Below are 21,403 nucleotides of genomic sequence, written 5' to 3'. Positions count from 1 at the left end.
CTTAAGTGGGCAAACGCTTATTCTAAGAGTGAATATGTGATAGAGGCCAATACGGATAAAAATCAATCAAGATGAAAAACCCCACAAAGTGGGGCGTATGAATTCACGACATTGCTTTATTGTTTTTAGCGATAAATAACAGTGAATCAATTACTGACAGGTATCTTCTTCTAACGCTTTTTTCTTGCGACAAAATAGCTGAGTGAGCGGGGTGCGCAGTTGTTGGGCTAACATCACACCAAGTAATACGATGCCTCCCCCAATTAAGTGATAACTCTTTAACTCTTCCCCAAGGGTGAATATCGCGATAATGGCAGTAAATACTGGAGCGAGGTTCATAAAGATAGAGGTGGTATTAGCGCCTAAACGGAGAACGCCTTGAATCCACATTGCCGGCGCTAGAATCGATGCGGCAATCCCTGCGAATAAAACTAACCCGATATTATCGCGGTTAAGGCTCACATCATCTGCCATCAAGAAGTTTGGAATTAATAATAAAACCCCAAAAAATACTTGTACATACAGTGAATCCCAACTGGATAGCTGAATCGACCAACGCTTAGTTAATACCCCGTACAGTGCATAAGCGGCGGAAGCGACAATCATCAGCAATTCCCCTTGGCCCAATCCATTATCCAGTAATGAACTTGGATTTCCTTGGCTGACTAGCCAGGCCAATCCAAACAGGGACAGAACGGAACCAACAACGATCCCAACGGTTGGGATCACTCTCAGAACAAAAATACTAATTACCACCGTTAATAGCGGAATAAATGAGTTCATCACCCCCATAAACGTCGCACTTACCGTATGTGCGGCATAGTAAGCTAAACTTTGATACAGCATCATCCCCAAAGCACCTAAGATAGCAAGTTGCCACCAATGTTGCTTAACCACTTTGGCATGGCTCAGTACCGAGCGCAGAACAAATGGGGTCATGACTAAGAATGCCAGAGCCCAGCGATAAAACGAAATGGCAGCAGGATCAATCGCCGTTGCAGCGGCTTTGTTGACGATGGCATTCATGGACCATAATAAAACCGCGGTCAGCGGAAACAATAAATATTTCATTAACAACGTTCTCCCTAATCAGTCACAGGAGTATACATCTGTCCGAAATATTATATATACTGATATTCAGACAATCGATAACGCTTTTCAGACAGCCTATGAATAATTTAAAAAGTGATGTTCTACAAATTAACGAATGCAATATTATTGAACCTGAATTTATTGCCTTGCGCCATGAGCAGGTCAACCAACAAACTGAATACAAATCCCACTCCCATACATTTGGTCAATTGCTGTATGTGGTCTGCGGGATTATGGAAATGGAAGTGGAAGGCAAGCATTATATGGCACCACCAGAGTTTTGCATCTGGATCCCTGCCAATACCCAACATGCGAGTTTTAATAAGCAGAGTGTTAAATTTCGTATTATTGATTTTGCCCAAACCTATACGCCGCGACTTGCCAGTAAAGCATGTGTTGTGAGATTAAGCCCCATTTTCCACACCATCATGACGGATATGTACCAACGGGGAATTGTTCAGCCCGAAACCGAACAGGATATTCGTTTGGGGGAGGTATTGATTGACCAGTTTGCTATTTCGCCGAGCCAAGATACCTATTTACCCACCAGCAAAGATAAATTGTTAGCGCCAATTTTAGCGGAACTACAGCAAGATCCTGCGGATAATACAACGCTCGCCCAGTGGGCAAAGCGGGCTTATACCTCGGAGCGAACGTTATCTCGCCGTTGCCAACAAGAGTTGGGCATGTCATTCAGTGAGTGGCGCCAGAGACTGCGTTACTTACATGCAGTTGCTGGACTAGACAAAGGTAAAAGTGTCCACGAAGTTGCCTTGGATGTTGGATACAGCTCGGCATCCGCATTTATTGCGATGTTCCAGCAAATTTCAGGGGTCACTCCTGAGCGATTTCGGATGAAAGAGCTGATCCCATAGCAGCGACAAAATCAATATACATAATCGTATTTGATATTAGCGTGGTAGTTGTACACGCTATCTTTCCCTCCGTGCTCATCTTTAATTAACGTGGTTATAGTTTGTTCTGCCTCAGTGCATCTTCCGAACTTATTCCAGCTTTTAGAGGTCGTCACGGTGGTTTCGGTGGTAAAAAATTCTTTAATGGTTTTGTTACTTAACTCTCTGTCATCATCACCATAGGTAAATTCTTCGACGGTCGAGTCAGACTGCGTACGTATTAAACGATTTCTCATATCATAGTGGTAGGTTGTTTTCACACTATCATTTTCTTGTGTACTGACACGATTGGATTCAGAGAGTCGTCCATTATCGTCAGTTAAAAAGCGCGTGTCTGCTCTTGTTAATATGCGCGATTTGTCGAGATTCGTCGTATAAGAAGAATCTTTGGCTTCGATTATTTTCCCATTAGGGTCAGTGAGATACTTCCCAGTTGTTTTTTGCTGCAAGAGGGTATTTTCAACATTATCTTGATTAATAACAGACAACCTAAATGCGACTTTGTACTCCCAGCCGCGACCATTTTTTTTCATAATCATGTCAATAGATTTGACCGTGACGGTGTCGTGAATGCTGAATCTGACGACTTCATGGCCTGTTAATTCTATTAAGGCTCCACAATTATCAAATTTCGTCTGAACCGTGTTGTTGATGTAATCATCTTGGCTGGTGGTACGCGCATTCATCTCTTTTAACGAGTCGTTAAATGGGCGCTCTTGGGCAAAGACGAAATTATTAAAGTTGTTGATAGCGATGGTGTCTGCCGAGCAGTTTTGCTCGCCAGCATAGGCATAAAACGAGCACATTAGGGGGAGCGACAGTAATACTTTTTTCACAATCAATATGCCTTTCAAAATAAATGTCTTCCTGAAAAGTGAATAATTTTTAATATGGTTTTGCTGATTAAACATGAAATCTTTGGGATTAGGTAGTCAGACTCATCTGTAAGTTTGTTTAATAAAAAGAAAAATTAAATGTCGCCAAATAACCTATCAATTTCAACCAAAAGCATGTCATGTAAATAATTCAGCACATCGACGATTTGGAGTATAGTGTGACAGCCAAATCGGGCATGACATACATTCTATTGGGACGAATTCCGTGAAAATTTTGGTTGATGAAAACATGCCATATGCTCAAACACTATTTAGTGAGCTAGGTGAAGTTAAAGCAGTACCAGGGCGCCCAGTGCCAGAACAGGAACTGACTGATGCAGATGCATTGATGGTGCGGTCAATTACCAAAGTGAATAAATCATTACTGAGCAATACGCCAGTAAAATTCGTCGGCACGGCAACAGCAGGGTTTGACCACGTAGATACCCAGTGGCTTGCCGAAGCCAATATTGGATTCTCTTCAGCGCCGGGGTGCAATGCCATTGCCGTCGTTGAGTATGTTTTTTCTGCATTACTGATGCTGGCGGAACGCGATAACTTTGATTTGCGCGATAAAACCGTTGGGATAGTAGGTGTCGGGAATGTGGGAGGGCGCTTGTATAAGCGTCTGCAAGCGTGGGGCGTTAATACCGTATTATGTGACCCTCCTCGAGCAGATAAAGGCGACCAAGAAGTTTTTGTTTCATTCGATTCGCTACTAGATCAGGCTGATATTTTAACTTTCCATACGCCGCTCAACATGGAGGGTGAATATTCTACTTTCCACTTAATGGATGAGTCTCGACTCGCAAATTTACGCGATGGCACCATTTTGGTTAATGCGAGCCGTGGTGAAGTGGTGGATAACCAAGCGTTATTACAGTTGCTTGAACAAGGCAAGCCGCTGAGTGTGGTATTGGATGTGTGGGAGCCTGAGCCTGATCTGGATACAGAGTTGCTGGCGTATGTAGATATCAGTACGCCGCATATTGCAGGCTATACTTTAGAAGGAAAAGCGCGAGGAACAACCCAAGTCTTTGAAGCTTATTGCGAATTCTTAGGTAAGCCTGTGAATGTGTCACTGGCAGCGCTGTTACCGAAACCCGATATCGACCGCATTAATATCAATGGTAAATTAACGCAAAGCCAGCTCAAAAGATTAGTGCATCTCGTGTATGATGTGCGCCGTGATGATGCATCGCTGCGCGCAGTGGCTGGCATTCCCGGTGAGTTCGATAAATTACGTAAACATTACCAAGAACGCCGTGAATGGTCATCGTTAACAGTTCAATGCGATAACCTAGAGACAGCTCAGTTACTGAGAGAATTAGGCTTTAACGTAAAAATTTAATAACAGATTCTTTTAAGTGAAATGAGCGGCTAATCACAGCTCGTTTCACTTTGATTTTTTTAGAGGAAAAACCATGACAGAAGGTTGGAATATTGCATTACTCGGGGCAACAGGCGCAGTGGGTGAAGGTATTCTTTCCCTGCTTCAAGAAAGAGAGTTTCCCGTTGGTGAGCTTTATTTACTGGCCAGTGAGCGCAGTGCTGGGGAGAGCATTCGTTTCAACGGTAAAAGCTATCAAGTGCAAGAAGCCGCAGACTTTGATTGGTCGCAGGCGCAAATTGCCTTTTTTGCAGCAGGCGAAGAAGCCGCGGCACAGTATGCAGAATTAGCGGCGCAAGAAGGCTGCATTGTGATTGATAACAGCGGTGTTTTTGCGTTAGACCCCGACGTACCGTTAGTGGTACCGGGCGTTAACCCGCAAGTATTAGCGGATTACCGTAATCGCAATATTATTTCGGTGGCAGACAGTTATGTTAGCCAGCTATTAACTTCCATCAAACCGTTAGTGGATGCGGCTGGATTAGGTCGCATTACACTTACTAATATGCTGTCGATGTCAGCATACGGTAAAGCCGCTGTTGATGAATTAGCAGGTCAAAGCGCGCGTTTACTAAATGGTATCCCTGCGGAAGAAGGGCGTTTTACTAAGCAATTAGCCTTTAACATGCTGCCATTATTATCTGATGGTGAAGGCAGTGTTGTGCAAGAGCGCCGTTTAGTGGAGCAAGTGCGTAAAGTGCTGCAAGATGAAGGTTTGCCAGTCTCCGTAAGCTTTATTCAGTCACCTGTATTTTATGGTAATGCGCAAGTGGTGCACTTAGAAACATTACGCCCAGTTAGCGCGGAAGAAGCTCGCGAAGAATTTGAACGTTTTGATGATATACAGGTCTCAGAAGAGGGCGATTATCCAACTCAAGTGACTGACGCATCAGGTAATGACTTCTTAAGTATCGGCTGTATTCGTAACGATTATGGTATACCGGAGATTTTACAGTTCTGGTCAGTAGCGGATAACGTTCGTTTTGGCGGTGCGCTAATGGCGGTTGAGACAGCAGAAAAACTGGCTCAGGAGCTGTATTACTAATGTCGGAGTCCTCAAAGTTGCATCGCATTGCCCTCGGAATTGAGTATAACGGTAGTCGTTATTATGGTTGGCAACGCCAGCAAGAAGTAAAAAGTGTACAGGGCTGCCTTGAGGCTGCCCTGTCTAAAATTGCCGCGGAGCCAATCACCGTCAATTGTGCAGGACGTACGGATGCAGGTGTTCATGCGACTGGGCAGGTGGTACATTTTGAAACTTCAGTTAATCGTAAAGAGGCTGCATGGACGATGGGGGCGAATACCCATCTTCCTGACGATATTGCGGTTCGCTGGTGTAAACCTGTGGATGATGAGTTTCATGCGCGTTTTAGTGCAACCGCACGTCGATATCGTTATGTGATTTTTAATCACCGTTATCGACCTGCAATTTTATCGAATGGTGTCACGCACTTTCATTTTCCGCTTGATGAAAAGCGTATGCACCAAGCGGCACAAGCATTGCTGGGTGAGCGTGATTTTACCTCATTCCGAGCGGTGCAGTGCCAGTCAAAAAGCCCTTGGCGTAATGTGATGCATGTTAATGTAACGCGTCACGGAAACTATGTGGTTGTTGATATTAAAGCCAATGCGTTTGTACACCATATGGTGAGAAACATTGTTGGCAGTTTGTTGGAGATAGGTTGTGGTAATCAAGAAATTGATTGGATGGCGTATCTTCTAGAATTAAAAGATAGAACGAAAGCGGCGGCGACAGCCAAAGCGGAAGGATTGTATTTAGTGAGCGTGGATTATCCTGAAAAATTTGACCTACCACAGAATGTGATGGGGCCTCTATTTCTCGCGGATGAGCTGCTGTAAAGATCGTTAATATAAATCTCCACATGAGGAACACCATGGAGTTTATCAGTTTTATTATTGATTTTATTTTACATATTGATGTGCATCTTGCGGAATTGGTCGCCCAGTATGGTGTTTGGGTCTACGGTATTTTATTCCTGATCCTATTCTGTGAGACGGGGCTGGTGGTGACGCCTTTCCTTCCTGGGGATTCATTATTATTTGTCGCGGGTGCGTTAGCGGCATTACCAAGTAATGATTTGAACGTACACCTCATGGTGTTATTGATGATTATTGCGGCAATTATTGGTGATGCAGTGAACTACACCATTGGGCGGATCTTTGGTGAAAAGCTATTTAAGAACCCGAACTCAAAAATTTTCCGCCGTAGCTATTTAGATAAAACCCATGAGTTTTATGAAAAACACGGTGGAAAAGCGATTATTTTGGCGCGTTTTGTACCTATCGTGAGAACTTTTGCACCTTTCGTTGCGGGTATGGGTAAAATGTCTTACCGCCATTTTGCCTTTTATAATGTGGCAGGTGCGCTATTATGGGTACTACTCTTTACCTATGCAGGGTATTTATTTGGTGATTTACCAATAGTACAAAAGAATTTGAAATTACTGATAGTCGCGATTATCTTTATTTCGATTCTGCCGGGTGTCATTGAAATTATTCGCCACCGTCGAGCTGCTGTAAAAGGAAAAAATGCAGTGGCAAAAGAAAATAGTGCGGCGACGCAAAAAAACGATAACCAATAATCGGTTTGAAAAAAGTTTTTATCTACAGTGAGATATCATTGTGGTTTAATGGCAAAAAATAACATACTGATAGATGCTTCTTATATAACCATCCCTGAAATTCAGTAGCTGGTATTATTCGAAGTGTTGTCAGAGTGCAATCAGACGAAAAGGTCCATTAATGAGCTGGATTGAGAAAATTTTAAAAAAAGGTACTTCAACCCCATCCCATAAAGCAAACATCCCTGAAGGTGTTTGGACTAAATGTGATAGCTGTGGGCAAGTCCTCTACGGTGCTGAGCTTGAGCGTAACCTACAAGTGTGTCCAAAATGTGACCACCATATGCGTATTCATGCTCGCCAACGCCTTGAATCTTTCCTTGATGAAAACTCAACAACGGAATTAGGTAGTGAATTAGAGCCAAAAGATGTGCTCAAATTCCGCGACTCTAAAAAATACAAAGACAGAATTAGCTCAGCCCAGAAAGAGACGGGTGAAAAAGATGCTATCGTCGTTATGAAAGGTACGCTCAAAGAGATGCCTGTTGTTGCGGCTGCGTTTGAATTCTCCTTTATGGGGGGCTCAATGGCATCGGTTGTGGGTGCACGTTTTGTCCGTGCCGTAGAACAAGCTTTGGAAGATAACTGTCCGTTAGTTTGCTTCTCATCCAGTGGTGGTGCGCGTATGCAAGAAGCGTTGCTGTCTCTGATGCAAATGGCGAAAACCAGTGCTGCACTGGCGAAAATGCAAGAACGTGGCTTACCGTACATTTCTGTATTGACCGACCCAACCATGGGGGGTGTTTCTGCAAGTTTAGCGATGTTGGGTGATATTAACGTTGCTGAACCTAAAGCACTGATTGGTTTCGCGGGTCCTCGTGTTATCGAACAAACCGTTCGTGAAAAATTACCACAAGGTTTCCAGCGCAGTGAATTCCTGCTGGAAAAAGGGGCAATTGACATGATCGTGCGTCGTCAAGATATGCGTGATCGTCTGGCTGATATCCTAGCGATGTTAACCAATCGTCCAAGTCTTAACACCGCGCCAGCGCTGGTTGTTGAAGTGGTTGATGTGGAAATTGATCTTGTTGATGCTGCCGATGATGCAGATAAAGCAAAAGGCTCTAAACATAAAAAAGATGATGAGTAATCTAATCATTCCTACAGCCAAGTCTCCATTGGAGGCTTGGCTTTCTTATCTCACCGACCTGCATAGCCAAAATATTGACATGGGGTTGGAGCGAGTAGGGCAAGCTGCCCGTCAAATGCACCTCACTCAACCTGCTCCTCGCGTAATCACTGTCACCGGTACCAATGGTAAAGGCACAACCTGCCATACACTTGAGTCCATTTTGATGGCGGCGGGTTTGAAGGTGGGTGTCTACAGTTCGCCACATTTAGTGCGCTACACGGAACGCGTCCGAATCCAAGGTAAAGAGCTTACTGAAAGTGAGTTCTGCCAAGCATTTGCGACTATCGAAGCGCAGCGTGGAAATATTTCGTTAACCTACTTTGAATATGGCACCTTAGCTGCACTACAATTATTTAAGCAAGCTGAGTTAGATATTGTGATCCTTGAAGTAGGGCTAGGCGGTCGCCTTGATGCAACTAACGTCGTGGATGCGGATATCGCGGCAATCACCAGTATTGCGCTTGATCATACCGATTGGCTAGGTTCTGACCGTGAGCATATTGGTCATGAGAAAGCGGGTATTTTCCGTCAAGGTCATTATGGCGTGGTGGGCGAACCTGATATGCCAGACTCTATAGGCGCTTATGCCGATAAAATAGGCACCATACTGTTTCGTCGTGGCAAGGATTGGCATTACCAAGAGCAGGGGCAACATTGGTCTTGGGAAAGTTCTCAGCGGTCATGGGCTAATTTACCGTTACCTAATGTGCCGTTGGCTAATGCAGCCACCGCGATGGGGGTGATCAGCTGCTTGATGGAGATTGATTCCCAGTTAGCGCAGAAAATCACTGACCAAGCTATCCACCAAGGTTTAAGTACTGCTCAGTTACCAGGACGTTTTCAAATTATTGGCGAACACCCGTTAATGATTTTGGATGTTGCCCATAACCCTCATGCTGCGGGTTATTTAGTCTCCAAACTTGCGCAATTACCGGTTACAGAAGGTCGTCGAATTCGTGCGGTGGTGGGAATGCTGGGGGATAAAGATATTCAAGGGACATTAACCTGTTTATCCCAACAGGTAACTGACTGGTATCTTGCACCTCTGAAAGAGTTTCGTGGTGCAGATGTGACTGAGCTTAGTCAGCACGTTGACGGTGCCTATGAGTTTGATTCCGTGGAAGCAGCTTGGCAACAAGCGTGCGCGGATGCGCAACCACAAGATGTTATTGTGGTGTGTGGATCATTCCATACTGTGGCTCACGTCATGATGCTATTAGAGAAAACAGAAGGATAAAGCCAGTGGCTAGTAAATTCCAGAATCGTCTTGCTGGCGCCATTGTTTTAGTCGCTGCGGGGGTCATCGTATTGCCTGCATTGCTGGATGGCGATAAGAAATACAATGAGAATGAATTTGCAGCCATTCCGATTATTCCCAAACCGGGTGATGAAGAAGATATTGAGTCAATTGCGCCGATTACACACAGTGCATCGACCGCGTCTTCGGAAGGAACTTCTGAAGCGATGTTATCGGAAGCGATTACTGAGCAAAAGCAAAGTGAGCTGCCTCCTGTAACCGCAAACAGTGCAAATCAAAGTAATACTGGTCAAAATGTGGTGAATCAAAATGGAGGCGCCATTCCTGCTAATGTCACTCCAGAAAAACCACGAGTAGAACCGAAGCCGGAACCTAAGCCAGAGCCAAAACCTGAGCCTAAGCCTAAAGTGGAACCTAAACCAGAACCTAAACCAGAACCGAAGCCAGAACCGAAACAAGAACCTCAAGGTAAAGCCTATGTGGTGCAAGTGATTGCCCTCAATAATGCCAGCAAGGTTGAAGAAATTGTGGCGAAGCTAAGATTGTCCGGGTATCAGGTTTATACGGTGCCAGCGCAACCGGTGAATAACAAATTAACCCGTATTTATGTGGGACCAGAAGCATCAAGGCAGAAGCTTGAATCTGCTTTACCTGAACTGAACGCAATTACCGGTACAAAAGGGATAATTCAAGCCTTTAAGCCTTAAATTGACATTCAATTATCCCTAAAAAATAAGGGTATTTAGTAACTTACTGCGGCGATTATGATTTTTTCTTTTCGCCGCTGATTTTTTTAAATTCAATGAAAAATGGTTACGCAAACGTTTTCGTTTTCTGTTAGAATGCATTCGCCGCTGACGTGAATGCGAATTTTGGAATGAAATATGGTCTGGATTGATTACACAATTATCGCCATTATTGGCTTCTCGGCACTGGTAAGCCTGATCCGTGGATTTGTACGTGAGGCATTATCGTTAATCACTTGGGGTTGTGCGTTCTTCGTAGCAAGTACGTTTTATCCTTACTTAGCGAGTTACTTTACGAACTTTGAGGATGTTTTGGTTCGTAATGGTATTGCGATTGCAGCACTGTTTATCGCGACATTGATTGTCGGTGCAGTGGTGAACTATGTGATTAGCTCATTAGTACAAAAAACCGGATTATCGGGTACAGATCGTGTACTGGGGATCTGCTTCGGTGCGTTGCGTGGGGTATTAATTGTATCGGCGCTGTTGTTTTTTCTCGATACATTTACACCGCTTCCTCAAAGTGAGGATTGGCATCGTTCACAGCTTATTCCCCAGTTCAGTCATATTATTAGGTGGTTCTTTGACTACCTGCAAAATGCGTCAAGTTTCCTACCGGAGAATATCTCTCCGTCTGGCTGATGAGGAAAGACTAAATGTGCGGTATTGTCGGTATCGCCGGTGTTTCACCGGTAAACCAATCAATTTATGATGCGTTGACGGTGCTACAGCACCGTGGGCAAGATGCAGCGGGTATTGCGACTATTGATGGTAAAAACAATATTCGTTTGCGTAAAGCAAATGGTTTAGTAAAAGATGTCTTTGAAACGCGCCATATGCTGCGCCTTCAAGGCTCAATGGGTATTGGACATGTGCGTTACCCAACCGCGGGTAGCTCCAGCGCATCCGAAGCCCAGCCTTTTTACGTTAACTCTCCTTTTGGTATCACCCTTGCACATAATGGTAATCTGACAAATGCTCACGAACTCGCTCGGAGTTTATTTGAAACAGCACGCCGCCATGTGAATACCACGTCAGACTCCGAAATTCTTCTAAACGTATTAGCATACGAATTAGATAAGTTTGACCACTTTCCTCTCGAACCCGATAACATTTTTAGTGCTGTGGCATCAATGCACAAAAAAATCCGTGGCGCCTATGCTTGTGTGGCACTGATTATTGGCCACGGGATGTTGGCATTCCGTGATCCGCACGGTATTCGCCCTTTAGTACTTGGTCGCCGTATTTTAGCGACTGGCGAACACGAGTATATGGTCGCGTCTGAAAGTGTGGCACTCGATACTTTAGGCTTCGAATTCCTGCGTGATGTTGCGCCAGGTGAAGCAGTCTATGTCACTGAAGATGGTAAATTATTTACTCGCCAATGTGCTGAAAACCCGCAGCTGACACCGTGTATTTTTGAATATGTTTATTTTGCTCGCCAAGATTCGTTTATCGATAAAATCTCGGTATATAACGCAAGATTGCGTATGGGGCAAAAATTAGGGGCAAAAATTGCTCGCGAATGGGAAGACCTGCATATTGATGTGGTGATCCCAATCCCTGAAACCTCATGTGATATCGCCTTAGAAATCGCCCATATCCTCGATAAACCGTATCGCCAAGGTTTTGTGAAAAATCGCTATGTTGGGCGTACCTTTATCATGCCAGGGCAACAAGAACGTCGTAAATCTGTGCGCCGTAAACTGAATGCAAACCGTGCTGAGTTTCGCGATAAAAACGTTCTACTGGTAGATGACTCTATTGTGCGTGGTACTACATCAGAACAGATCGTTGAATTGGCTCGTGAAGCGGGTGCAAAGAATGTCTACTTTGCTTCAGCAGCACCGGAAGTTCGTTTCCCTAACGTATACGGCATTGATATGCCAAATGCGAATGAGTTGATTGCACACGGTCGTGAAGTGGATGAAATCCGCAAACTGATTGGCGCCGATGGCCTAATTTTCCAAGATCTCAGCGACCTTATTGATGCGGTTCGTGAAGAAAATCCGGAAATCAACGAATTTGAATGTTCAGTATTTGATGGCATCTACGTGACTAAAGATATCGACCAAAGCTATTTAGATTATCTGGAAAATCTGCGCAAAGATGATGAGTTGAAGCTGAAAGATCAGAGTGATGTTGAGGATCTTGAGATTTACAACGAAGGCTAAATTTTCGTCATAGTTGGGGCTACAGCGTTGTTGGCTTCATTCAGCTACCCAAGTCACATACTCTTGTATGCTCCTTGGGCTAGCTTTATTTGCCGCCTAGCTGTAACCCTAACTATATAGAAAATTAATGATATTTGGGTCGGCCCGCCTAGCTACAACATGAATTATTTAGAGGATTAAATCTAAAACTAAGCTGAAAATGAAGTTAGTCTGAATTCCCCTCTGCTCGTATTGCTTTTCTTGATGCCCACTTATTTCCGTGAGTAAAGTTTTCCTCTGTATTTTTACTATCCTGATCTCCACACTTCGCCTCTCACTCACTACTTCACGATATTTGGTATATAATGCAGGAAATTACGTGAATTGGGGTTGAACATGAAAAAACTTATCATTGGGCTAACAGGCGCGAGTGGAGCAATCTACGGTATTCGATTGCTGGAAGTCCTCAAACCTGTGAAGGATGTGGAAACCCACCTCGTGATGAGTGCAGCAGCGCGTCAGACATTAGCACTGGAAACAGCGTTTAGTGTTAAAGATGTGCAACAGCTCGCAGACCATGTTTATGATAGCCGCGATATTGCGGCAGCTATCTCTTCAGGCTCTTTTCGTACCGCAGGCATGGTTATCATGCCGTGTACCATGAAAACCCTTTCTGGCATCGTTCACAGCTATACAGACACGTTAGTCACCCGTGCCGCAGATGTCGTTTTAAAAGAAGGGAAAAAACTGGTGCTAGGGGTACGGGAAACCCCACTGCACTTGGGGCATTTGCGGTTATTAGTTCAAGCAGCAGAAATGGGGGCGGTGATTATGCCCCCAATGCCTGCGTTTTATCATCAGCCTCAATCTATTCAAGATATTGTTGACCAAACTGTTAACCGCGTTCTTGACCAATTTGATATCGAGCTTGAACAAGATTTGTTTACCCGTTGGCAGGGCGCTAAATAGCGATTATTTTTCAAATAATTATTGTTTTTAAATTATTACTGCTTTGGCGCTAACAAATCTTCAAGCGCAATTCTCAGCTCAATAAATTCAAATGCAAAGCCAGCCTCTTCTAAACGTTTAGGTATGGCTTGCTGTCCACCAAGTAATAATGTCGCGGATTCCCCAAGCACACCTCTGACTGCAAATGCAGGGGTGCGGATAAAGGAAGGGCGGTTGGTAACCTCTCCCATCATGGCGGCAAATTGATCATTATGGACAGGGTAAGGCGAGGTCATATTAAATGGACCAGAAAGAGTTGGTGTCTCCATTAAGAATAAAATCGCCTTCACCATATCGTTAATATGGATCCACGGCATATATTGTTTTCCGTGACCAATCGGCCCGCCAGCACCCATTTTAAAAATAGGTAGAATTTTCGCGAGCAAACCACCATTAGGGGATAAAACTAACCCTGTGCGCAATAAACAAACTCGGGTTTTATCCGATTGCGCTTCTTGGGCGATAGCTTCCCAGCGAGCCGCTAGCTGATGGGTAAATTCATCATGGGGTTGATCTTCTTCTGTCACGACGGATTGGCCTTGGTCTCCATAGTAACCAACGGCAGAACCTGAAAGAAACACACTTGGTGGATTTTGGCTGGATTTAATTAAATTGGCCAGTTTCTGGGTTATTTTCCAGCGGCTATCACAAAGAATCTGTTTTTGTGCGGCCGTCCAGCGCTTTTCTGCGATAGGTTCACCAGCAAGGTTGATGACTACATCAAACCCATCAAGGTCAGTTTTATCTTGAAGGGTTGTCCAGCATTCAACGGCTTTACAAAATAAGCTGTATACCTTTTGCGGTGAACGGCTTAATACGGTGACCTGATGTGAATGCATCACTAACGTTTGAACCAGTTGGGTACCAATTAACCCTGTTCCACCTGTTATTAGAATTCTCATTTTTTATCCCCTATATTTAAAGCGCTATCACACTCTAAATAATCCAATTTTTACCACCCTGTATAAATAACTATAGCATTTGCAAATGGGAATTGTTGGGTTTCAGTTAACGCTTCATAAAAAAGAAGTTTGTACTGTATCTTAAAGAGATGCATTGATTTTTGTGATGGAAAGCAAGGTCAAATTTGGTTAGGAACCCTTGCAACATATTTGCGAAAAGAATACCTTGTATCAAAGTATTTCGGTGGGCAAGTTAAATAAGGTTTTCAGGATGGAACAACAGACCGAATTCGTCGAATGGGTAGATATCGTTGACGAAGACAACAATGTAATAGCGCAAGCAACCCGTAGCCAAATGCGTGCAGAAAACTTACGCCACCGTGCGACCTATATCGTGGTACACGATGGGATGGGTAAAATTCTGGTGCAACGAAGAACGGGTATTAAAGATTTCTACCCAGGGCTTTTGGATGCGACGGCGGGCGGTGTCGTGATGCAAGATGAACAGATCCTTGAATCAGCTAAGCGTGAAGCTGAAGAAGAGTTGGGGATTGCTGGCGTTCCGTTTGCAGAACATGGCACTTTCTATTATGAAAATGACATTTGCCGTGTGTGGGGTGGGTTATTTAGTTGTGTGAGTCACGGTCCTTTTGCTTTGCAAGAAAGTGAAGTGGTGGAAGTGAGTTGGTTGACACCCAAGGAGATTACCGCTCGTTGCGATGAGTTCACGCCAGATTCGCTCAAAGCCTTATCATTATGGTTAACACGTAATAATGAAGCGGATAAAGCGATTAGCTGTTCAAGCCCAGAGTAAATGTGGGTATTGAATAAAGGACTACCTCGGTAGTCCTTTTGTATTGTTATGATTTATAAAATTTAGGTTCTTGGATTTTATTGGACAGCGGATATTGATGAAGTTTATCGGCGTAGGAGGTATTAACCTCGATGATTTTCTCATCTTGGGCATTAACTAAGCACTCTTGCTGTAACATTGTTTTTTCAATGAGATTAAAAAATTTTTTCTTATTTTTTGTTATATAAAGGCCTTTATTAGGTTCAAAGAACTTGAATATGACCTTATCGTTGATATGTTTTATCGTGATCCCCATAGCATGATTTTTAGTAAGGAAATCACAAATAGTATCCTTCTTTTGCTGTAGTCGATTATTAATGCGCTGCTTGAATTGTTCAAAAGTTATATAATTCTGTGGATTTAAATTTACATTATTATCAATAATCGTATAGGTGTCATATTTTATATTATATTGGCTATTTTTTTGTGTTATTTGATACTTAATAATTTTTTTCTGGTGATTTTTAACCAGTTCAAAAAACGGTTTAATACCATTTAGTGATAAGTTAGTCAGTGCAAAGTTAGAACATTTTTTCCTGATTTCTCTAGCAGTTAGTTTTATTAAATGCATTTCAAATTGGCTTTTTCCTTTTAATATATTCCCCCTGGCACTTGCTGATGTGGAATAGGTATAAATATATAGCTGATGTAATGATTTTTTAAAGTCAACCACTTCATTTTCCCCTATATTATCCAGTAACAGCGCTCTATTTTTTAAAAAAATGACATTGATAGAATTCATTATATTTTTTTGTTTTAATTTATTATCGTCATTTGAAAAATTAAAGTTTTTTATGGCATGGTCAATATGTAGAACATAATCAATTAATTTCTGTCTATAGATTATTTGACAAAAGGCGTCATTTAAAAAAGTACGATAATGGCGAATGTTTCCCTTGGCGTTGTGTGTTTTTTTTAATGCGCGCGCCAGGCTTTTTATATATTTTTTTTCATCATTTGCATGGGCATAAAATAAAAAGGTATGTGTTAACCCATAACAGATACCTTTTTCGGCTTCTTGCATATTTTTAATGCCGATTATATGACGGGAAAATCCATTTTTATCGGTATCTTTAAAATGATCTGTTAATTTTATCTGTTCAAACTTAATACTGGCTCTTTGGGGGATAATCATAATCAACCTCAATATTCTTGTGAAAACATGGAGGCTAATGATATGAAAAGGAGGAAATGTTATTTTCATATAGCGATGAAAAAACAAAGGTCAACCCGTTTCCGGATTGACCTTTTTACTCAATGCTTAATAACTACGATTATGCGTTTTCGTTTTGTACCGCTTGAATCGCAGTCAGTGCAACAGTGTAAACAATATCGTCTACTAGTGCGCCACGGGATAAGTCGTTAACTGGTTTGCGCATCCCTTGCAGCATTGGACCGATAGAGACCAAGTCAGCAGAACGTTGTACCGCTTTATAGGTCGTATTACCAGTGTTCAAGTCAGGGAAGATAAACACAGTTGCTTTACCTGCAACAGGCGAGTTTGGTGCTTTAGATTTAGCCACATCTGCCATTACCGCAGCATCATACTGTAACGGGCCGTCGATCATCAGATCAGGGCGTTTTTCTTGTGCTAAGCGTGTCGCTTCACGTACTTTTTCAACATCACTACCCGCACCGGAATTACCAGTAGAGTAAGAGATCATCGCAACACGAGGCTCAATACCAAAGGCTTTTGCTGAATCCGCAGATTGAATTGCGATTTCAGACAGTTGCTCTGCAGTTGGATCTGGGTTAATCGCACAGTCACCATAAACAAACACTTGCTCTGGCAGCAACATAAAGAATACAGAAGAAACTAATGAGCTACCCGGCGCAGTTTTGATTAACTGTAATGGTGGGCGAATGGTGTTTGCAGTAGTATGAACCGCACCAGAAACCAGGCCATCCACTTCGCCTTTTTCGAGCATTAATGTACCCAGAACAACGTTATCTTCCAGTTGTTCACGAGCAACCACTTCGGTCATGCCCTTGCTTTTACGCAGTTCGACTAAGCGTGCAACATATTCTTCGCGAACTTTAATTGGGTCAACGATTTCGATGCCAGCGCCTAATTCAATACCTTGAGATGCCGCAACGCGACGGATATCGTCAGGGTTACCTAACAATACGCAGGTCGCGATACCACGTTCAGCACAAATCGATGCTGCTTTAACGGTACGTGGCTCATCACCTTCAGGCAGGACGATACGTTTACCCGCTTTGCGTGCCAGTTCAGTTAACTGGTAACGGAATGCAGGCGGAGACAGGCGGTTAGGGCGCTCAGAATCAGCAACCAGAGATTCAATCCAGTTACTGCTAATGTGGCGAGCGACATAGTTTTGAATTTTTTCGATACGCTCATGGTCATCAGCCGGTACTTCAAGGCTGAAGCTTTGCAGATTCAGCGAAGTTTGCCATGTGTTACTGTTCACCATAAACACAGGTAAGCCAGTTTCGAATGCTTGTTCACAAAGTTTGCGAATAGGTGCATCGATATCATAGCCGCCTGTTAATAAGATAGCCCCAATTTCTACGCCGTTCATTGCGGCTAAAGAGGCGGAAACCAGTACATCAGGGCGGTCTGCCGAGGTCACTAATAGTGAACCCGGGCGGAAATGTTCCAGCATGTGTGGAATGCTACGTGCGCAGAAAGTGACGGATTTCACACGGCGAGTATTGATTTCACCTTCGTTCACTATTTGTGCATTCAAGTGTTTTGCCATGTCGATTGCACGAGTGGCAATCAGGTCAAAGTTCCACGGAATAGTCGCTAAAACTGGCAGATTTAAACACTCCAGCGCTTTAGCATCGATATTTGCCACTGTCGCTTTGGTTGAGTCATCAAAAATTTCAGACAGATCAGGACGAGTACGGCCTTGCTCATCAACTGGTGCGTTAACTTTATTAACGATAACCCCGATGATGCTTTCGTTACGCTGACCACCGAATTCGTTACGAACTAGCTCTAAACGCTCTTGCATTTGCTGGATTGAGCTATTGCCTGGCGCTGTAACGAATACAATTTCAGCACCTAAGGTTTTGGCTATTTCGTAGTTCAGTGATTGTGCAAAAGAGTGCTTGCGAGTTGGGACTAAACCTTCGATCAGGATCACTTCTGCATTTTTGGTGTGTGCGTGGTAGCGCGCCACGATCTCTTCCATCAGAATGTCTTTCTTCGATGATGTCAGCAGAGACTCAACATATTCCATTGTTAAAGGCTCAACAATGGTAGTGATGCTGGAGTGAGAGCGTAAAACTTCGGTGGTTTGATCTTTATTACCGGAAACGCGTGGTTGTGCGATAGGTTTAAACACGCTCAGTTGGACACCTTTTTGTTCCATTGAGCGGACGACACCCAGACTAACGCTGGTTAAACCAACGCTGGTGCCAGTAGGAATTAGCATAATTGTACGGGACACAGGAACCTCGTTTTTTGGTTACTCTAAAGCAGTACCGCCAGCATAAGGCTGGCGGCAAGAAAGTCTTTATGCTGTTAAGCGCGCAGCATCTTGGGCAATCACCAACTCTTCATTGGTTGGGATAACCAGTGCCGGGCGGCTGTTGTCGGTGGTGATAACACCTTCTTTACCGAAACGTGCCGCTAAGTTGCGCTCGTGGTCATATTCGAAACCAAGGATTGCCAGTTTCTTCAGCGTGATTTCACGCACTTGCGCAGAGTTTTCACCGATACCACCAGTGAAGATGATTGCATCAAGACGACCTTCCATCAGCGCGCTGTACGCACCAACATATTTTGCTAAACGGTGGCAGAACACATCCATTGCGCGGGTAGCATCTGCTTTGGTGCCGTAGTTATCTTCAACATAACGGCAGTCGCTAGTCACGCCAGTTAAGCCTAATAAGCCAGACTCTTTGGTCAGCATTTTGTTGATTTGGTCAACGCTCATGCCTAATGAATCATGTAAGTGGAAAATAATCGCAGGGTCGATATCACCGCTACGAGTCCCCATGACTAAGCCTTCTAATGGGGTTAAGCCCATTGATGTATCAACACATTTACCGTTAACGATTGCAGATACTGAACCACCATTACCTAAATGGCAAGTGATAACGTTCAGTTCATCAACTGGCTTGTTCAGTTTTTTCGCCGCTTCGCGAGAAACGTAGAAATGGCTAGTACCGTGCGCACCATAACGACGGATGCTGTGCTCGGAATATAATTCGTATGGCAGTGCATACAGGTAAGCTTCTTCAGGCATTGTCTGATGGAATGCCGTATCGAATACCGCGACATTTTTCGTGATCAGGTGAGGGAATGATTTTCTCGCCTCTTCAATACCAATAAGGTGAGCTGGGTTATGTAACGGCGCGAATGGGATTGCCGCTTTAATACCCGCGATAACTTCGTCATCAATAACAACAGAAGAAGTGAATTTCTCGCCACCATGAACAATACGGTGACCAATAGAGGAAATTTGTGCTGACAATTCAGGCTTCGCAGCAAGAATTGTGTTTACGATGAAGTTCAGTGCTTCGCTATGCGCAGCGCCTGCACCTAAAGGTGCCTCATGTTTTTCACCGTCCATTTTCCATTTAATGCGAGCTTCGGGCAAATTAAAACATTCAGCTAAACCTGATAGAAATTCATCTCCATTAGTCGGATCGATGATTGCAAATTTCAGTGAGGAGCTACCGCAGTTTAAAACCAGTACCAGCTTACTTGACATGGAAATACCTATCTTAGTTGATGTTGTGAAGCCCGTTATAAGGACACACAGACTTAGTTGAAAAATCTCATTCGCTAGAGCCTAGCGCATTTATATCCGACCAATTCATGATTGATATCATCATATGTGCAAAAAAGCACATGGGCCGATGATTTTACAGGGTTTTCTTGTACAAACGTTACGTCATGCTGTTAAATAACTGTGAAAAATAAATTACAGCATTGCGTTGAAATAACGCGCAGAACCCCAATATATCACTGTTGTTTACTTATTAAAGAGAACTATTAAGTAACATAGTTCGGCAGTAATTCTAATTGCGGTCGATTCTACTAAAACTATTTTATATTTTATATGTTTTTTTTAAAAATAGGGCGTTTGGTTGATTAAAATCATAAATGCCATATAAAGTGTAGTTATAGCGGTAAGTTATGTATTCAAGAGAATAGTGGGTTTTAGTTAAGTTGGCGTGAATAAAGCTAAATTTGCAAAAATTAACTTAAAAACTGAGTGTGCGTTCACACTCAATTTGACGTAAGCTAGCCATAGATTGATATTGTTTTTGTGATGGTAGCTGTAAATTAATAGCAGTAGAAAATTAATAGTGGTAGGAAATGAATTGATGAGCACAATGCAAAGTACCCCTCCGGGTTTTTTTAAACGCTTCAGATTAGGTAATCACTATCTGAAGGTTTTCCCTATGGAAAAAAAGCTAACGCCACTGTTTCCTGAACTACGTATCAATAAAGCTATTCGGTTTGGGATCCGCTTTATGCCGCCCATTGCGATATTTACGCTGGCTTGGCAAATTGCGTTAGGCGGGCAGTTAGGTCCAGCTGTCGCTACGGCATTATTTGCCTGCAGTTTGCCAATGCAAGGGTTATGGTGGTTAGGTAAGCGTGCCGTAACACCGTTACCAGCAGGGTTATTAAGCTGGTTCTATGAAATTCGCGATAAATTTACAGCAGCGGGAATTGCAATGGCACCTGTTGAGCAGCAGCCCGACTATATGGCGCTAGCCGAACTTTTGAAAAAAGCGTTCAATCAGTTAGATCATACCTTTATGGAAGATATCTAAACGGTTCATTGAAGCTTATTTAGCATTCAATTTGATAACAAACCTTTATTTAACAGTAATTAACGCAAAATAACTATTTAGATCAATAAAAGTGATATTTAATCTGTGCATTATCAACGTTGAATGCGAAGATGACAGAAAATTATCTACGGAGAGCTGTGATGGAAATGACCAATGCTGAACGCTTAATTTTATCCAATCAATATAAAATGATGACCATGTTAGACCCTGATAACGCGGAGCGTTACCGCCGTCTGCAAACTATCATTGAGCGTGGATTTGGTTTACAAATGCGCGAGTTGGATAGGGATTTTGGTGAACTCAGCGAGCAAACGTGTCGTACTGTTATTGAAGTGATGGAAATGTACCATGCGCTGCAAGTTTCTTACGGCAACATGGAAGACAAACATGGTGTGGATGGCCGTCGTGTGCAATTTTTAGGCTTTGATGCCGCAACTGAAGCACGCTATCTGAGTTATGTGCGCTTTATGGTCAATACAGAAGGGCGCTACACCCATTTCGATAGCGGAACTCATGGCTTTAACTCACAAACACCAATGTGGGATAAATATTTAAGAATGCTGAAAATTTGGCAAGCGTGTCCTCGCCAATATCACCTTTCAGCGGTTGAAATTTCTCAAATTCTCAATGCTTAACCTGTCTCTTTAGGTGGAC

The 21,403-nt window shown here is 43.2% G+C and carries 20 protein-coding genes; 14 read left to right on the top strand and 6 right to left on the bottom strand.

The window, feature by feature from the left end; translation table 11 throughout:
* Positions 1-150: 150 nt before the first annotated feature.
* On the bottom strand, positions 151-1,071 hold the full coding sequence (locus LDO51_RS18445; protein WP_225575719.1) for a DMT family transporter: 921 nt from the start codon (positions 1,069-1,071) through the stop codon (positions 151-153).
* Positions 1,072-1,169: 98 nt separating this feature from the next.
* Here LDO51_RS18445 and LDO51_RS18440 point away from each other — a divergent pair, with 98 nt between their 5' ends.
* Positions 1,170-1,967 carry an AraC family transcriptional regulator gene (locus LDO51_RS18440; protein WP_225575718.1) on the top strand — a complete coding sequence of 266 codons (798 nt, stop codon included), beginning with the start codon at positions 1,170-1,172 and terminating at the stop codon, positions 1,965-1,967.
* An 11-nt stretch (positions 1,968-1,978) separates the two neighbouring features.
* Here the strand turns inward: LDO51_RS18440 and LDO51_RS19845 are convergent, their stop codons facing one another.
* Positions 1,979-2,842, bottom strand: coding sequence for a hypothetical protein (locus LDO51_RS19845; RefSeq protein WP_225575717.1), 864 nt, complete (start codon positions 2,840-2,842; stop codon positions 1,979-1,981).
* A gap of 265 nt (positions 2,843-3,107) precedes the next feature.
* Between LDO51_RS19845 and pdxB the strand changes: the two genes are divergently transcribed.
* The 10 genes from pdxB (at position 3,108) to LDO51_RS18385 (ending at position 13,171) form a co-directional block, all read left to right on the top strand.
* Positions 3,108-4,232: a 4-phosphoerythronate dehydrogenase PdxB gene (pdxB, locus tag LDO51_RS18430; protein WP_225575716.1), complete on the top strand. Its 1,125-nt coding sequence runs from the start codon at positions 3,108-3,110 to the stop codon at positions 4,230-4,232.
* Positions 4,233-4,305: 73 nt separating this feature from the next.
* Positions 4,306-5,316 (top strand): aspartate-semialdehyde dehydrogenase, encoded by a 1,011-nt coding sequence (locus LDO51_RS18425; protein WP_225575715.1) that lies wholly within the window; start codon positions 4,306-4,308, stop codon positions 5,314-5,316.
* Positions 5,316-6,131, top strand: coding sequence for a tRNA pseudouridine(38-40) synthase TruA (truA, locus tag LDO51_RS18420; RefSeq protein WP_225575714.1), 816 nt, complete (start codon positions 5,316-5,318; stop codon positions 6,129-6,131). Before LDO51_RS18425 ends, truA begins: the two co-directional genes overlap by 1 nt.
* Positions 6,132-6,166: 35 nt before the next feature.
* Positions 6,167-6,874: a DedA family protein gene (locus LDO51_RS18415; RefSeq protein WP_225575713.1), complete on the top strand. Its 708-nt coding sequence runs from the start codon at positions 6,167-6,169 to the stop codon at positions 6,872-6,874.
* A gap of 160 nt (positions 6,875-7,034) precedes the next feature.
* Positions 7,035-8,003 (top strand): acetyl-CoA carboxylase, carboxyltransferase subunit beta, encoded by a 969-nt coding sequence (gene accD, locus LDO51_RS18410; RefSeq protein WP_225575712.1) that lies wholly within the window; start codon positions 7,035-7,037, stop codon positions 8,001-8,003.
* The gene (folC, locus tag LDO51_RS18405; RefSeq protein WP_225575711.1) at positions 7,993-9,282 is read left to right on the top strand and encodes a bifunctional tetrahydrofolate synthase/dihydrofolate synthase; all 1,290 of its coding nucleotides are present in this window, start codon (positions 7,993-7,995) and stop codon (positions 9,280-9,282) included. The genes accD and folC overlap by 11 nt, the downstream gene beginning before the upstream one ends.
* Positions 9,283-9,287: 5 nt before the next feature.
* Positions 9,288-10,010: a cell division protein DedD gene (gene dedD / locus LDO51_RS18400; RefSeq protein ID WP_225575710.1), complete on the top strand. Its 723-nt coding sequence runs from the start codon at positions 9,288-9,290 to the stop codon at positions 10,008-10,010.
* 177 nt (positions 10,011-10,187) lie between these two features.
* On the top strand, positions 10,188-10,691 hold the full coding sequence (cvpA, locus tag LDO51_RS18395; RefSeq protein WP_132495458.1) for a colicin V production protein: 504 nt from the start codon (positions 10,188-10,190) through the stop codon (positions 10,689-10,691).
* Positions 10,692-10,705: 14 nt separating this feature from the next.
* A complete protein-coding gene (gene purF, locus LDO51_RS18390) occupies positions 10,706-12,223 on the top strand; it encodes an amidophosphoribosyltransferase (protein WP_154600204.1) in 1,518 nt (505 codons plus the stop codon).
* 375 nt (positions 12,224-12,598) lie between these two features.
* Entirely contained in the window at positions 12,599-13,171 is a 573-nt protein-coding gene (locus LDO51_RS18385; protein ID WP_225575709.1) for a UbiX family flavin prenyltransferase, read from the top strand.
* A gap of 35 nt (positions 13,172-13,206) precedes the next feature.
* Here the strand turns inward: LDO51_RS18385 and LDO51_RS18380 are convergent, their stop codons facing one another.
* Complete coding sequence (locus tag LDO51_RS18380) at positions 13,207-14,112, bottom strand: TIGR01777 family oxidoreductase (RefSeq protein WP_225575708.1); 906 nt, start codon at positions 14,110-14,112, stop codon at positions 13,207-13,209.
* A 271-nt stretch (positions 14,113-14,383) separates the two neighbouring features.
* Here LDO51_RS18380 and yfcD point away from each other — a divergent pair, with 271 nt between their 5' ends.
* Positions 14,384-14,926 carry an NUDIX hydrolase YfcD gene (gene yfcD, locus LDO51_RS18375; RefSeq protein ID WP_225575707.1) on the top strand — a complete coding sequence of 181 codons (543 nt, stop codon included), beginning with the start codon at positions 14,384-14,386 and terminating at the stop codon, positions 14,924-14,926.
* Between the two features lie 46 nt (positions 14,927-14,972).
* On the opposite strand, the gene LDO51_RS18370 is transcribed toward yfcD, so the two are convergent.
* The 3 genes from LDO51_RS18370 to ackA all read right to left on the bottom strand — a co-directional run bounded on the left by LDO51_RS18370 (position 14,973) and on the right by ackA (position 19,653).
* Positions 14,973-16,100 carry a hypothetical protein gene (locus LDO51_RS18370; protein WP_225575706.1) on the bottom strand — a complete coding sequence of 376 codons (1,128 nt, stop codon included), beginning with the start codon at positions 16,098-16,100 and terminating at the stop codon, positions 14,973-14,975.
* 139 nt (positions 16,101-16,239) lie between these two features.
* Positions 16,240-18,369, bottom strand: a complete 2,130-nt coding sequence (gene pta, locus LDO51_RS18365; RefSeq protein WP_225577311.1) for a phosphate acetyltransferase — start codon at positions 18,367-18,369, stop codon at positions 16,240-16,242.
* An 81-nt stretch (positions 18,370-18,450) separates the two neighbouring features.
* Positions 18,451-19,653, bottom strand: coding sequence for an acetate kinase (gene ackA, locus LDO51_RS18360; protein ID WP_036952711.1), 1,203 nt, complete (start codon positions 19,651-19,653; stop codon positions 18,451-18,453).
* 619 nt (positions 19,654-20,272) lie between these two features.
* Between ackA and yfbV the strand changes: the two genes are divergently transcribed.
* Entirely contained in the window at positions 20,273-20,728 is a 456-nt protein-coding gene (gene yfbV / locus LDO51_RS18355) for a terminus macrodomain insulation protein YfbV (protein ID WP_225575705.1), read from the top strand.
* A 161-nt stretch (positions 20,729-20,889) separates the two neighbouring features.
* Positions 20,890-21,384 (top strand): YfbU family protein, encoded by a 495-nt coding sequence (locus LDO51_RS18350; protein ID WP_225575704.1) that lies wholly within the window; start codon positions 20,890-20,892, stop codon positions 21,382-21,384.
* Positions 21,385-21,403: the final 19 nt, after the last annotated feature.

The sequence above is a fragment of the Providencia alcalifaciens genome (genome assembly GCF_020271745.1).
Taxonomy (GTDB): Bacteria; Pseudomonadota; Gammaproteobacteria; order Enterobacterales; family Enterobacteriaceae; genus Providencia; species Providencia alcalifaciens_B.
This window is presented reverse-complemented; position numbering and strand designations above follow the sequence as displayed.

What these genes read in the sequence shown, in the direction of transcription:
- purF (WP_154600204.1), top strand. Translation starts at nt 10,706, where the DNA reads ATGTGCGGTATTGTCGGTATCGCCGGTGTTTCACCGGTAAACCAATCA.
- LDO51_RS18415 (WP_225575713.1), top strand. Translation starts at nt 6,167, where the DNA reads ATGGAGTTTATCAGTTTTATTATTGATTTTATTTTACATATTGATGTG.
- LDO51_RS18440 (WP_225575718.1), top strand. Translation starts at nt 1,170, where the DNA reads ATGAATAATTTAAAAAGTGATGTTCTACAAATTAACGAATGCAATATT.
- LDO51_RS18425 (WP_225575715.1), top strand. Translation starts at nt 4,306, where the DNA reads ATGACAGAAGGTTGGAATATTGCATTACTCGGGGCAACAGGCGCAGTG.
- accD (WP_225575712.1), top strand. Translation starts at nt 7,035, where the DNA reads ATGAGCTGGATTGAGAAAATTTTAAAAAAAGGTACTTCAACCCCATCC.
- LDO51_RS18350 (WP_225575704.1), top strand. Translation starts at nt 20,890, where the DNA reads ATGGAAATGACCAATGCTGAACGCTTAATTTTATCCAATCAATATAAA.
- pta (WP_225577311.1), bottom strand. Translation starts at nt 18,369, where the DNA reads ATGCTAATTCCTACTGGCACCAGCGTTGGTTTAACCAGCGTTAGTCTG.
- truA (WP_225575714.1), top strand. Translation starts at nt 5,316, where the DNA reads ATGTCGGAGTCCTCAAAGTTGCATCGCATTGCCCTCGGAATTGAGTAT.
- LDO51_RS18445 (WP_225575719.1), bottom strand. Translation starts at nt 1,071, where the DNA reads ATGAAATATTTATTGTTTCCGCTGACCGCGGTTTTATTATGGTCCATG.
- LDO51_RS18385 (WP_225575709.1), top strand. Translation starts at nt 12,599, where the DNA reads ATGAAAAAACTTATCATTGGGCTAACAGGCGCGAGTGGAGCAATCTAC.
- LDO51_RS18380 (WP_225575708.1), bottom strand. Translation starts at nt 14,112, where the DNA reads ATGAGAATTCTAATAACAGGTGGAACAGGGTTAATTGGTACCCAACTG.
- folC (WP_225575711.1), top strand. Translation starts at nt 7,993, where the DNA reads ATGATGAGTAATCTAATCATTCCTACAGCCAAGTCTCCATTGGAGGCT.
- ackA (WP_036952711.1), bottom strand. Translation starts at nt 19,653, where the DNA reads ATGTCAAGTAAGCTGGTACTGGTTTTAAACTGCGGTAGCTCCTCACTG.
- yfbV (WP_225575705.1), top strand. Translation starts at nt 20,273, where the DNA reads ATGAGCACAATGCAAAGTACCCCTCCGGGTTTTTTTAAACGCTTCAGA.
- yfcD (WP_225575707.1), top strand. Translation starts at nt 14,384, where the DNA reads ATGGAACAACAGACCGAATTCGTCGAATGGGTAGATATCGTTGACGAA.
- LDO51_RS18370 (WP_225575706.1), bottom strand. Translation starts at nt 16,100, where the DNA reads ATGATTATCCCCCAAAGAGCCAGTATTAAGTTTGAACAGATAAAATTA.
- cvpA (WP_132495458.1), top strand. Translation starts at nt 10,188, where the DNA reads ATGGTCTGGATTGATTACACAATTATCGCCATTATTGGCTTCTCGGCA.